11 protein-coding genes are annotated in these 13795 nt (G+C 58.5%); all 11 read right to left on the reverse strand.

Going from position 1 to position 13795, the window contains the following annotated elements; all coding sequences use genetic code 11:
• Window positions 1-45: 45 nt before the first annotated feature.
• Window positions 46-537 carry a hypothetical protein gene (locus tag SIB92_RS08635; protein WP_412555407.1) on the reverse strand — a complete coding sequence of 164 codons (492 nt, stop codon included), beginning with the start codon at window positions 535-537 and terminating at the stop codon, window positions 46-48.
• 131 nt (window positions 538-668) lie between these two features.
• A complete protein-coding gene (locus tag SIB92_RS08640; RefSeq protein WP_412555408.1) occupies window positions 669-1265 on the reverse strand; it encodes a nucleotidyltransferase family protein in 597 nt (198 codons plus the stop codon).
• A gap of 80 nt (window positions 1266-1345) precedes the next feature.
• Window positions 1346-4483 carry an efflux RND transporter permease subunit gene (locus SIB92_RS08645; protein ID WP_412555409.1) on the reverse strand — a complete coding sequence of 1046 codons (3138 nt, stop codon included), beginning with the start codon at window positions 4481-4483 and terminating at the stop codon, window positions 1346-1348.
• Between the two features lie 3 nt (window positions 4484-4486).
• Complete coding sequence (locus tag SIB92_RS08650; protein WP_412555410.1) at window positions 4487-5623, reverse strand: efflux RND transporter periplasmic adaptor subunit; 1137 nt, start codon at window positions 5621-5623, stop codon at window positions 4487-4489.
• A 195-nt stretch (window positions 5624-5818) separates the two neighbouring features.
• Window positions 5819-6187, reverse strand: a complete 369-nt coding sequence (locus SIB92_RS08655) for a Na+/H+ antiporter subunit G (protein WP_299418925.1) — start codon at window positions 6185-6187, stop codon at window positions 5819-5821.
• 11 nt (window positions 6188-6198) lie between these two features.
• A complete protein-coding gene (locus SIB92_RS08660) occupies window positions 6199-6468 on the reverse strand; it encodes a K+/H+ antiporter subunit F (RefSeq protein WP_412555411.1) in 270 nt (89 codons plus the stop codon).
• A complete protein-coding gene (locus SIB92_RS08665; RefSeq protein ID WP_412555412.1) occupies window positions 6465-6956 on the reverse strand; it encodes a Na+/H+ antiporter subunit E in 492 nt (163 codons plus the stop codon). Before SIB92_RS08665 ends, SIB92_RS08660 begins: the two co-directional genes overlap by 4 nt.
• The gene (locus tag SIB92_RS08670) at window positions 6953-8485 is read right to left on the reverse strand and encodes a monovalent cation/H+ antiporter subunit D (RefSeq protein ID WP_412555413.1); all 1533 of its coding nucleotides are present in this window, start codon (window positions 8483-8485) and stop codon (window positions 6953-6955) included. Before SIB92_RS08670 ends, SIB92_RS08665 begins: the two co-directional genes overlap by 4 nt.
• Window positions 8482-8844 carry a Na+/H+ antiporter subunit C gene (locus tag SIB92_RS08675; protein WP_412555414.1) on the reverse strand — a complete coding sequence of 121 codons (363 nt, stop codon included), beginning with the start codon at window positions 8842-8844 and terminating at the stop codon, window positions 8482-8484. The genes SIB92_RS08670 and SIB92_RS08675 overlap by 4 nt, the downstream gene beginning before the upstream one ends.
• Window position 8845: 1 nt before the next feature.
• On the reverse strand, window positions 8846-11722 hold the full coding sequence (locus SIB92_RS08680; RefSeq protein WP_412555415.1) for a monovalent cation/H+ antiporter subunit A: 2877 nt from the start codon (window positions 11720-11722) through the stop codon (window positions 8846-8848).
• 129 nt (window positions 11723-11851) lie between these two features.
• Window positions 11852-13789 (reverse strand): multiheme c-type cytochrome, encoded by a 1938-nt coding sequence (locus SIB92_RS08685; RefSeq protein WP_412555416.1) that lies wholly within the window; start codon window positions 13787-13789, stop codon window positions 11852-11854.
• Window positions 13790-13795: the final 6 nt, after the last annotated feature.

Below are 13795 nucleotides of genomic sequence, written 5' to 3' on the forward strand. Positions count from 1 at the left end.
AATGACAATGAAGGCCGGAGCTTGCTCCGGCCTTTTTCTATGCCCTCAAAGGCAGGTCCACGTCTCCACATCATAGCGTGGTGCGGGCATCTCTGGCCAAGCCTCCGGCGGCCCACTTGGATCGCGCAGCAGCGGATCAAACTGCCCTTTCCGGTTGCGCAAACTCTCCGGGTCCAGCGCCAATCGCTGACATTTCGCCAAGTCGCTAATGGTGGTGCCGCTGGCCTGTGTGAGGTCAATCATATGCCCCCGCCGCTGGCTCATCGTTGCGCGAAAGCGCAAGGGCTGATCCAGCTTGAACAAATGCGTGTGCACCCCAAACAGCCGCGTCTCTCCCTGCCAATCTTCACCAGAGGCAAACACAAGTTCAAACCGTCCAGGCGGCACCAAAACCTGAAAGAACTCCCCACCCCGCACATAGGCGGCCAACACCACCTTATCGCGCTCAACATCCCGTAAATTCAGGAAATAGTCCGCCCCGGCGTTGGTCTTGATCAGCAACGGCAACGTCGCAGGAAGCCCTGAACGGTTCCACATAAGCCCCTGCGGCCGCTCCTCTGCCAACGCAGACAAAGCGCACACCCATATTGCAACAAAAAGAAGGAAAAATCGCCTCATACCCCAAAACTCGCCAGGTTCATTTTGATAAAAACAGAACGACAAGATCTCTAGTCATAGACGTCCTCTGCATCTTCCCACGGAACCACTTGAAGTCTCGGCCAATGCACCAGCCACTTTTGAACTTTAGAACTATAGATACCTCGCGTGATCTGCCTTTTGTTGGGGTGCACAATACCCGCAAACAGATCATCTAACCCAAAAGGGCACACAATCTCGGCGCCACCATCCGCTGGACGAATGCCCACTGAAGTTGCTGTAGTAGGAAAGCTCTCAATCGCGTCTACCACCGATGTGTAGGGTGCAATGGCATAACCAAACTTCGCTTCATACCAAAGATGAACCCGAGCCTCGTTTTTTGTATCAATCCACACACCAAGGTCATGAAACATGTCTCCCACACGTTTTGCCCGTGATTGCTCGGTGCTTTCTGTTAGATCCTCTGGGTCAAAATAGACCAAGTCTATGTCTGAGAGGCCTCGTCGCAAAGGATAGCCAAACTTTGTGTTCCAAACGGTTTGGGCCAGACACCCGGCGACGATCCAACAATCCGGCAATGCTAACTCGTCCCAGCGGTCCCATATAGGCCGTATAGACGGGTTCTCCAAAACACAGCTTACCAACGGGTGATCTAAGTCAACCAACATTCAGCACCTCCCCATAACCATCCCTCACTAACAAAAAGGGCCGGAGTTGCCTCCAGCCCTTCTCTTTTAGTCTCAGCACCTTACGCAGCTTCAGACGGCTCCGCCTTCTTGTTGGTGCCTTTGACCCATTCGCGCATACCTTGCAGCAGCACGTAAAGGATCGGCACGATCACCACGCCAATCACGGTCGCCGCCAACATGCCGCCAAACACGGCCACACCGATGGCCTTCTGGCTCGCCGCCCCGGCGCCATTGGCGACCAACAGCGGCACCACGCCCAATAGGAAGGACAGTGCGGTCATCATCACCGCGCGGAAACGCTGGCTGGCGGCCTCGATTGCGGCCTCCTTGATGCTCAGCCCCGCAGCCCGCCGCTCCATCGCAAATTCCACGATGAGAATGGCGTTTTTGGAGGCCAGACCAATCAGCATGATCATCCCGATCTGAGTGTAGAGGTTCACATCCCCGCCGGACACAAGCACCGCTGCCAGCGCGCCAAACAGCGCCACCGTCACGGAGAGCAGAATGCCCACCGGCATAGTCCAACTCTCATACTGCGCCACAAGGAACAGGTAGCCAAAGACCACCGCCATGATCAGGATCAGCACCACAAGACCACCTGCGGCCTGCTGCTGCTGCGCGGTCCCGGTCCATTCAAAGGAATACCCCGGAGGCAGCGCGTTAACAGCTTCCTCTTCCAGCACGCGGATCGCATCCCCGGTCGACAGGCCTTCTTTTGGCACACCGGTCACCGTCGCAGAGCGGAACATGTTGTAACGGTTCAGCGCCACCGGTCCCAACTCATTGCGCACAGTCACAAGTGTGCCCATGGGCACCATCTCGCCGCTTTGGGAGCGCACATAGAGCGCGTTGATGTCCTCAACCTGCGAACGGAACTCGCCATCGGCCTGGATCATCACACGATAGACCCGACCAAACAGGTTGAAGTCGTTCACATAAATCGAGCCCATATAGCCCTGCAACGTGGTGAAGACATCGGCAATCGACACGTTCAGTGACTTCGCCTTCTCCCGATCCAGATCGACGTAAACCTTTGGCACATTGGCCCGGAACGTCGAATAGCTCTGCGCCATCTCGTCCCGTTGGTTCGCCGCATAGACCAGAGAACCAACAGCGGCAGCCAAGTCCTGCGCAGTGCCGCCACCGGTCTGCTGCACCTTCATTTCCACCCCCGCACTCATGCCAAGGCCGGAAATCGGTGGCGGGTTAAAGGCGATCACGCTGGCGGAAATCTCTTGGTTCGCAAGACCATAGACCTTGGCCAAAATCCCGTCCGCACTCAGCTCATCTGTCTGGCGATCATCCCAAGGCTCCAAGTTGAGAATGATCATCGCCCCGTTGGACCCGGACCCGTTCAACAAACTAAAGCCGTTCACAAGCACAGAGCCAGCCACGCCAGGGATTTCCATCAGCTGTTCATTCAAACGTGTGGTGACTTTCTCGGTCCGCTCAAGAGAGGCCGCATCCGGCAGCTGCACATCCACAAACAGCGTGCCGTTGTCTTCCAGCGGGATGAAGCCTGCCGGGATCGATTTGATCAACGTGCCAGAGCCCGCCATCATCGCGCCAATGATCACCAGCGCCAAGATTGGGATACGGACAAACCGCCGCACAACGCCCACGTAAACTCCGCGCGCGCCATCCACGCCCTTTTCAAACGTCGCCATCAGACCCTTTGGACCACCTGGATCACGCGGCTTCAGGATAAGCGAGCACAGCGCCGGAGACAGCGTCAGCGCGTTGATCGAGGAGATCACCACAGCGGTGGAGATGGTCACGGCAAACTGCGTGTACAACCGCCCGGTGATGCCGGGCATAAAGGTCACCGGCACAAACACCGCCAGCAACACCAACGTGGTCGCAATCACCGGCCCGGTGATCTGCCCCATCGCCTTGCGCGTCGCATCTGCTGCAGACAGACCCTCTTCCGCAATGATGCGCTCGACGTTCTCAACCACAACAATCGCGTCATCCACCACGATCCCAATCGCAAGCACCAAAGCAAACAAAGAGATCGTGTTCAGCGACATGCCAAACAGCAACAGGAAGGCAAAGGCACCAATCAAGGACACCGGAATGGCGACCGCCGGAATGACCGTCGCCCGCACATTGCCAAGGAAGATGAATACCACCGAGATCACGAGGATGAACGTCAGGATCAAGGTCGAGACCACATCGCTCAGCGACTGCTCCACAAACAGTGTGCTGTCATACGGGATGGCGTATTCCACATCATCCGGGAAGGCGCTCGACAGGCGTTCCACTTCCGCCTTCACAGCCTCCGCCACCGCCAAAGCGTTTTCACCCGGCGCCTGATAGATCGCCAGAACCGTCGCTGGGTTGCCATCGGCACGACCGGACGCGTTGTAGTAGTTCGCGCCGAGTTCGACCCGTGCCACATCCTTCATGCGCACGATGCTGCCCGCCTCACCGGTCCGCAGAACGATTTCCTCAAATTCCTTCACCGTGGTCAGACGACCTTTGGATTTGATGGTGTATTGAAACTGCTGCCCGGTTGGGATCGGCGGTGTACCAATCTGCCCAGCGGAGACTTCAAGGTTCTGCTCGCGAATGGCAGCCACCAAATCCCCCGGTGTGAGCCCCAAGCCTGCCATACGGTCTGGATCCATCCACATCCGCATAGAGTATTCAAAGTTGGTCATCACGTCCGCTTTGCCGACGCCTTTCACACGCGCCAAAGCATCGCGCAGATTGATCGAAGCATAGTTGGACAGAAACACCTCGTCATAGGTGCTGTTGGGCGACACCAGCGTGACAATCATCAGCATGTTGGTGGAGGACTTCTGCGTCACCACCCCGCTGTTGGTCACCTCGGTTGGCAGCGAAGATGTCGCCTGCGCCACGCGGTTTTGCACGTTGACCGAGGCAATGTCCGGGTCGGTGCCCACTTCAAACGTCACAGACAGGTTGTAGGAGCCGGTATCCGTACTGTCAGACGACATATAGATCATGTCGTCCACCCCGTTCACCTGCGCCTCAATCGGCGCGGCCACGGTGTTCTCCACGGTTTCAGAGTTCGCACCGGTGTAGTTGGCTGACACGGTCACCACAGGGGGCGTAATGTCTGGGAATTGCTCCACGGGGAGCGCGTTATACCCGATGAACCCCATGATGGAGAGCACCAGGGAAATCACAAACGCCGTTTTCGGACGCCGGATGAAGATCGCTGAAAACACGGGTTACTGCTCCTCTGTCGGCTGACCGGCCAGCACCGCATCAACGGTCACACCGGGGCGCACACGCTGCAGACCTTCGACAATCACGGACTCGCCTTCGCGCATGCCGTCCTCAACCACCACCGCGGTTTCAACCTGACGGCCCAGTGTGACATAGCGCTGTTCCACAGTCTGCTGCTGGCCTACCACCAGTACAAAGTCGCCCCGCTGATCGCGTTGCACAGCGGCCTGCGGGATCATCAAAACCTGACTTGGCGCCGCACTGGCAATGCGGATGTTCAGGAACGCCCCGTCCAGCAACAACCCACGTTCATTGGCAAATTCCGCCCGCAGGGTGATCGTGCCGGTCGCGGGATTGATCCGGTTGTCGACAAAGACCACCTGGCCAATCTCATCCAGCTCATCGCCGTTGGGCAAGATTGCATAGACCTTCGGCGCTTTGTCCTTGTCAGAAAGCTCATCCAGTTCAGCTTCGTGATGTTCCATCACGTCCACCAGCTGCTTTTCAGTCAGGGAGAACTCCACAAAAATTGGCGCGGTGCGCACGATATTGATCAGATAAGTGGTGGTTGGGCCAACCAACTCACCTACACTGACATTGGACCGGCCGATGCGCCCGTCAAACGGCGCATGGATTTTGGTGTAGTCCAGATCCAGCTGCGCCTGCGCGATGGCGGCTTTGGCAATCGACACCTGCGCCTTGGCCACTTCGTTGTTGGCCACGGCCACGTCACGATCTGCCTCGGTGCCCACATCCCGCTCAAACAGCTCGGTCTTGCGCACCAACTCCACCTCGGTCAGTCGCAGATTGGCTTCGGCCTGTGCGAGGTCCGCGTGCCGCGCATCCACCGCTGCCTGATAGACCTCCGGCTCGATCTCAAACAACAGATCGCCCTCTGAGACCACATCACCGTCCTGCCCGTGGATTTTCTCTACAAAGCCACTCACGCGGGCCACGAGGTCCACCTTATCGACCGCCTCGCCTTTACCGATGAAGATCACCTCATCGACCAGCTCATCAGTGTAGGCGGCAGCAATGGCAACTTTCGGGGCGGGCGCATCCTGCGCCGCTGCGCTGGTCGCCAATAAACTGACCGAGAGCATGGCCGCAGAAAGAGTGGTGAAAATAGGAAACTTCATGGTGTCTTATCCCAATAGCTTGGAGATCAGGGCCAAAGGAAACGGCGGTGATCACATGACAATTCACGCCATAGAAACATGGCCCGCCCCAAGCGGCAAGCGCGCGTTAACCACAAATGCCAAGCATCTGGCAGAAAAAGCAAAAACGCGCCGACAAGAGGCGCGTTTTTCAGAACATTCCAGGGATTGAAACGATCAGTCGTTGTCGTAATAGGCGGGCGGATCATCATAGATCGCCCAGCCAAACTCCCCGTCCGAGCCCGGCAGCTCCTCCGGCTTCATCTTCGCCTGAATGTAAGTCTTGGCCACAAAATGCGCGCTCACCGGCGCGGTCAGGAACAGGAAGATGGTGATCAGCAACTCGTGAAACGACAGCGTGCCTTTCACCAGCAGGAAGTACAGCATCGACGCGATCAACACGCCACCGACGCCAAGCGTGGTCGCTTTGGTGGGGGCGTGCAGCCGCTGCATGGTGTCTTTAAGCTTGAGCATCCCAAAACTACCAACAAGCCCAAACACCCCCGCCAGCACGATGAAGAAGGACACAAGGATTTCTGCAAACATCTGTCTCTCCCTTATTCGATGATGTCGCCGCGCAGCACAAAGCGGCAGTAGGCGACAGTTGACACAAATCCCACCATGGCCACCAACATGGAGGCTTCGTAGTAGATCGCCGTGCCTTTGTGCACACCGTATAGGATCAACAGCGCAATCGCGTTGATCACAATCGTGTCCAGCGCCAAAATGCGATCCGCCGCCGTCGGGCCTTTTGCGATGCGATACACACACATCAACATGCCAAGTCCAAAGCAGGCAAAGCCAAAATAGAGAGCCATCGTGATCATGAGAAAATCTCCTTCAACCGGCGCTCGTAGCGGTTTTTGATCTCATCGCGCACCGCATCCGGGTCTTCACAATCCAGACAATGCACCAACACGCTTGTGCCATCCGCCGACAACATCGCTGACACCGTACCCGGCGTCATGGTGATGGTGCCTGCCAGAATGGTGATCGCCTCTGGCGATGTGACATCCAGCGGCACCGTGATCCACTTTGCATGAATGTCCTTGTTGCGCTTAAACAAGATAATCGCGGCGACGTGGAAGTTCGCGACCACAATGTCCCACAGCACCACAAGCACATATTCCACCACTTTGAAGTAGTTTTGGATACGCGGACGCCCCGGCCAATAGGGCGCAGTTAGAATGGGCACAATCACCCCAAAGATCGCACCCAACAGCACATTGCCAACCGTCACCTTGTTGACCAGCATCAGCCAGATCACCAACAAGGTCAGGCTCAATATCGGGTGTGGTAGAAGTTTCCGTCTCATTTCAGATCCTCCCCGTTCTGCCCAAGCACCGCGTCAACGTAGGCGGACACATCAAACAGCTGCACCGAGGTTTGCTCCAGATAGCCCATCACAGGCCCGGCAAACGCCGCCAACAGCACCAAGGCGGCCAAAGACAGGCTCACGCCGGTCAGCGCATTCACACCAATAGGCGTCGCGTCCTCTGGCTCCTCCGCCTCTGGATCGGCCAAGGCAGTGGCTTTCCAGAACACAACGCTGCCGGCCCGTGCAAAACCCACGATGGTCACCAACGAGCCAATCAGGATCGCCGCCCAGGCAGTGGCCATCCACGGCATATCCCGCACACCATCCAGCACCAACAGCTTGCCTAGGAAGCCGCTGAGCGGCGGCATGCCTGTCACGCCAATGGCGCCCACAAAGAAGAACGCCGCAAACAGGCCGTTCTGATAGATTGGCGGCTGCGCGCTCAAGGCATCGCTGCCACGTCGTGTCACCACCAGATCCGCCAGCAGGAAGAGCGCCGCCGCGGCAAAGGTCGAGTGCAGCAGGTAATAGAGCCCCGCCCCAATTGCCTCAGGCGTAAACGCCGCCACGGCCAGCAACAGCGTGCCCATGGAGCCTACCACCGCAAAGGACAGCATCGGCATCAACCGCCGTGCGCCCAACACGCCAATGGCACCCACCGCCAACGTGATCACCGCCGCGGGCATCACCCAGCTGCCGATGAGCCCGTCCACTGCGGCCACATCCGGACCAAACACCAGCGTGTAGAAACGGATGATCGCGTAGGCGCCCACCTTAGTCATGATCGCAAACAAGGCCGCCACCGGCGCAGGCGCATTGGCATATGTCGCAGGCAGCCAGAACTGCACCGGGAACAACGCCGCCTTGATGGCAAACACCATCAGCAACAACACTGCCGACACCCGCAGAATGGCCGCTTCTTCGACCGGAAGTTCCCGCACTTTCACAGCCAAATCCGCAAGGTTCAACGTGCCGGTTGAGGCATAAAGCGCGCCAAGCGCAAACAGGAACAGCGTGGAACCGGCAAGGTTCATCACCACATACTGCAGGCCAGCTTTCAAGCGCACCTTGCCGCCGCCGTGGATCATCAGACCATAAGAGGCGATCAACAGCACTTCAAAGAACACGAACAGGTTGAACGCATCGCCGGTCAGGAAGGCGCCGCAAACCCCCATCAGCTGGAACTGGAACAGCGCATGGAAATGCCGTCCGCGATTGTCCCACTCCGTCGCAATCGCATGCCACAGCACAATCAGCGCCAATATCGACGTCAACAGCACCATCATGGCCGACAGACGATCCAGCACCAGCACAATGCCAAAGGGCGCAGGCCAGTCGCCAAGGTAGTAGACATGGGTTTCGCCATCTGCAGCCATGGCCAGCAAGCCCAGCGAAATCGCCGCCAACATCACCGTGCCCGCCACCGACGCATAGCGCGCCAGCTTGATGTCGTGCCGCATCACATAGGCGATCACCGGCGCGAGCAGCGCGGGCAGCACAACAGGAGCAATAATCCAGTGGTTCATACGCCCTGCCCCTCTGTGTCCTGTGCATCATCTTCGTCAGTCAGGTTGATCTCGTCGCTGTCTGCCTCAAGATAGGCCCCCAGCGCGATCATCACCAACACCGCTGTCATGCCAAAGCTGATCACAATCGCGGTCAGCACCAAGGCCTGTGGCAGTGGGTCAGAATAGCTGACATCAGCGTATTTGTTCAGGATCGGCGGTGCGTTCACCGCCAGACGGCCAGTGGCAAACAGGAACACGTTCACCGCATAAGACAGCAACGCCATCCCGAGGATCACAGGGAAAGCCCGCAGGCGCAGGATCAGGTAAATCCCCCCCGCCGTCAGCACGCCAATGGCACTGGCAACAATCATCTCCATGTCATTGGCCCTCCTTCTGTTCTTGCTCGCCCGCGCCATCCTCCGGCGCCTCAGACGGGTCGTGATCCATAGGGGTCACGTTGATGGTTTCCCCGGCAAACCGCGCAATCCGCGACAGGCTGTAAAGCATCAGCATCACCGCGCCCAACACCGCCAAGAACACGCCCAAATCAAAGGCCATCGCCGTGGCCCACTCAAACTCTTCGATCGGTGGGAAATGCAAATAGCCATAAGCGCTGGTCAGGAACGGCTTGCCTGCCAACCACGCACCCACGCCGGTCAACCCGGCGATAATGACGCCCCAGCCAATCATCGAGTGGTACTCGATCCGCTGCCGCAACTGCGCCCAGGCAAAACCCGAGGCCATGTACTGCATCAGCAAGGCAATGGAGATCACCAGCCCCGCGACAAAGCCGCCGCCCGGCTGGTTGTGACCACGCAGGAAGATATAGAGCCCCACCATCACCGCCATCGGCAGCATGGCGCGGGTCGCCACCACCATCATCAGCGGGTGACGGTCACGTGACCGATCTGGCGAAAACGCCCGATCCCTCAAACGCTTGGCCGCAGGGCCCCGCAACAGCGCATCCATCAACGCAAAGATCGTCAGGCCCGCAATGCCCAGCACGATGATCTCGCCGTAGGTGTCATAGCCCCGGAAATCCACGAGGATCACGTTCACCACATTGGTGCCGCCACCGCCCTTGTAGGAGTTGGCGAGGTGATAGGCCGAAATGCTGTCCACATCGCGGGTCAGGAAGGCCATCGCCAACGCAGCCACTGCGCCACCACCAGCAATCGCCACCACCGCATCGCGCAGGCGCTTGCCGTTGCTGCTTTCCGCAGGGGTGTCCTTTGGCAGGAAGTAGAGCGCCAAAAGCAACAGCATGATGGTCACGGTCTCAACCGAAATCTGCGTCAGCGCGAGGTCCGGTGCGGAGAGGTAGACAAAACCGCCCGAGATCACGAGGCCGATGATCGAGATAAACACCAAAGAACGGAAGCGATTGCGGTGCTGGCTCACCACCAGCCACGTGGCCGCAATCAGCGACAGCCAACCAACCCAGACCAAAGGCGGCACCGGCAAAATCTCCCGCGTTGGCGCGCTGATCCCACCAGTGAAATAGGCGTGCGCCCCCACCCCAACAGCAGCCACCACCAGCAACGCTAGGTAGCGGCTCATCACGCCATTGTGGGTGCCACGGGCAAAGGCTTTGGCCAGCGCCACGCAGCTGTCCATGATCGCATCAAAGATCGCTTTCGCCTCAGGCCGACGTGCCCGCAGCCAGATCGCATCCAGCTTGCCATGCACAGCCAGCAGAACGCCGCCCACCACAAAGGCAATCACAGACATCCACAGCGCCGGAGTCACGCCATGCCACAGTTTCAGATGTGGATGTGTGTCGAGCCCGGTCACAGCATTGGCCGCCACCGTCACCAGCGGCTCCGCCAAAAACGGCATCGCACCAATCAGCACCACCAGCACCGTCAACAGCGCCGGCGCAGCATAAAGCCCAAAGGGCGGATCATGTGGCGTGGACGGATAATCATCGCGCACCGGCCCACCAAACACGTGGAAGATAAACCGGAAGGAGTATGCCACAGAGAAACAGCTGCCCAAGGTCGCCAGAACCGGCACAATCCACGGATTGTTGTACCAAACTGTATGGGCCGCTTCTTCAAGCATCATCTCTTTGGAGATAAACCCGTTGAGCGGAATGGTGCCCGCCATCGACAGCGCCGTGATCGTCCCGATGATCGCGGTGATCGGCATCAGCTTTGCCAAACCACCCAGCCGCTTGATGTCCCGAGTGTGCGCCTCGTGATCGACAATCCCGGCGGTCATAAACAACGCCGCCTTAAAGGTCAGGTGGTTGATGATGTGGAACACCGCCGCAATCACCGCCGCTTTGGTGCCAAAGCCCAACAACATGGTCAGCAGGCCCAAATGGCTCACGGTGGAGAACGCCAGAAGGCCTTTCAGGTCGTCTTTGAACAGCGCAATCACCGCGCCGAGGACCATGGTGACCAGGCCGGTTGTCGCAACAATGTAGAACCACGCATCCGTGCCCGCCAAAACAGGCCACATCCGTGCCATCAAGAACACCCCTGCTTTCACCATGGTGGCAGAGTGCAGGTAAGCCGACACCGGGGTAGGCGCGGCCATCGCATGCGGCAGCCAGAAGTGGAACGGGAACTGGGCGGATTTGGTAAACGCCCCAATCAGGATCAGGATCAGCGCGGGCATGTACCATTCACTCGCCTTGATCACATCGCCTTGCGCCAGAATGTCAGTCAGGTTGTAGCTGCCCACGATATTGCCAAGGATCAGCATCCCACCAATCATCGCCAAGCCACCTGCGCCGGTCACGGTCAACGCCATACGCGCGCCCTGACGACCTTCCGGCAGGTGCTTCCAATAGCCAATCAACAGGAAGGACGACAGGCTGGTCAACTCCCAGAAGATCAGCAAAAGCAGGATGTTGTCAGACAGAACAATGCCCAGCATCGCGCCCTGGAACAGCAGCAGGTAGGTGTAGAACTGCCCCATCGGATCTTTAGCGGAGAGGTAGAACCGTGCATAGAGGATGATCAGCAGGCCAACCCCTAGGATCATGCCTGCAAACAGCACCCCCAAACCATCCAGGAAAAAGCTTGCTGAAAGCCCAAGCTGCGGCAGCCATTCAATGGTGGTGCTGACAACTTCGCCGCGCATCACCGCTGGCACCTGCGTGGCCAGCAACACCAACGCCAAAAGTGTCGGAACGGCGGTGAAGGATGCACAGGCATTGCGCCCGGCACGGATCATGATCCCCGGCACCAAAGCGCCAAGAAATGGTAAAATGGCGATAAAAGCCAGAATACTGCCGTCGTTCATCGGCGCCCTCCTGTTCGTTGCCCCAGACTGATAAGCATCCGCCTATCCTAAAACAACCGGCGTCTACCCAAAATACCTTAGAAAAACTCCGTGTTTTTCGCGGTTTGTGCGCAGATGCCGCAGGCGGGCTCAGAATTGCTCGGCCAACTGCCGCAAATCCGGATCGTCTGGATTGTAAGCCAACGCCTGTCGCATGCGCTTTTGCGCTGCACGCCGACCTTCGACCTGCGCGGTCATGCGGATCAAGCTGCTCCAAGCTTGCGGGTTCTGCGGGTTCAGCCGCACCGCCTCAGACAAGGCCGCAATCGCCGACGGAAGATTGCCCGAGACCATCGAATAACCCGCCACCTGCAAATGCGCCTCGGCAAAATCCATTTGGTTCTGTACTACGTTGCCAAACTCGCGATAGGCTTGCCCCAAGGCCGCCCGCAGAGTGTCAGGCAAACGATCCGGTCGCTGGCTCATGATCGCCCGCGCCGCCGCCAGACGCACCGCCCGCACGTCATCATTCAAGCCCTGCAGCAAATACGGCGCCGTGGCCACAACCGCCCGTACCCGCAACGCATTCAACGCCCCAACCCGGATTTGCGGGTCCTCGTTTTGCAAAAACGCCCCCAACTCCTCCAAATCCAACGTTGTCGCGCCCGGCCCCAAAAGCCACAACGCCGTTGCCCGCACCAATCCCGGCTGCGCCTCATCCTGCGCCAGCCCCATCAGCTCTCCCGCTGCAGGGCGCGGATTGGCGCGCCCTTTCGCCAGAACCTCGCCATAGTGCGGCTCTTGCCAGCGCCCATCGGGGAACCACGCGCGCACTTTACCTGCCGCCCACTCATTGCTTTTGTCGTCATGACAGCTGCTACAGGCATTCGGGCTGTCCAGCGCGTCGCTCAGATCGGGACGCGGCACCCGAAAGCTGTGATCGCGGCGCGGATCAGTGCCCATGTAGACCTTGTCCACCATGTGACAGCTCACACATTGCGCCGCCTCGGTGCCCTCTGGGTGGTTGGTATGCGCCACATCCTCATAGTCTGCCAACCGCAGGCTTTCGAACTCAGGATTGCCCGCTGGTGAGTGACACTGCGTGCAGACCGCGTTGCCTTCCGCCACGACCTCCGCCGAATGTGGCTCATGACAATTGGCGCAGGTCACACCCTTTTGGGACATCTTGGACTGAAGAAAGGACCCGTAGACATAAACCTCATCCAAAATCTGACCGTCCGCGTGATACAAACCGGGTCGCAGCATCGCGAGGTTGTAATTATCGGCAAAGGCCTCGCCCGGCAGCGGATTGCCATTGCCAAAGCCTTCGCGTCTGGAATGACACCCGGCACATTGTTCCATTGCAGCGACAGGCTCCGACATCGTCGCCGTGAACCCCCAATCGTCCAAAGCCACCGCAAAACTCTCCGGCTTGGCGCCCTCGACAATGGTCAAATGCGCCGCCCCCGGCCCATGGCACGCCTCACAGCCCACGCCGATCTCAACCTGCTGGCTGGCGTAGCGCTTGGTCTGAAAGTCGTAATTCTTCTCAAACCCGGTCGCGTGACACTCCGCACAACGGCTGTTCCAGTTTTTGTAAACACCGGTCCAGTGAAAGGCATCTTCGGGTGGCAAGTCCTGATCTGGATAGAGGTGGTACCACTCCCGCTGCTCCACATCCCAAACGACATCAAAGCTCTGCAGGCGCCCCTTGCCAGTTGACAGGATAGGATGTTCAAGCGGATGCACCCCGCCCACGGAATGCATCTCATACCGCGCTTCCACGCCATCCTTCTCGCGCACCGTCACCACATAGGCGTCGCCCTCTCTGTCAAACGTCGCGCGCATGCCGTCATGCTCAAAGCTCTCTCCCGCAAAAGCCCCAACAAAACTGTCCTCTCCCGGCATCCGCCAAGCCTCGCCATGGTGCGAAGTTTTCCACGCGTCATACGCCTCTGTATGACAGTCCCGACAGGCTTCTGAGCCAACATAATCCGGCACACCCGCGCCATGTGGCGTCTGCGCACCTCCGGCAGTACCCAGCATCACGCACGCCAGGGCCATGCCGAAAAAAGTCTTAAATGTCATACAGCT

The sequence above is a fragment of the Shimia sp. MIT1388 genome (genome assembly GCF_047124445.1).
Classification (GTDB): Bacteria; Pseudomonadota; Alphaproteobacteria; order Rhodobacterales; family Rhodobacteraceae; genus Shimia.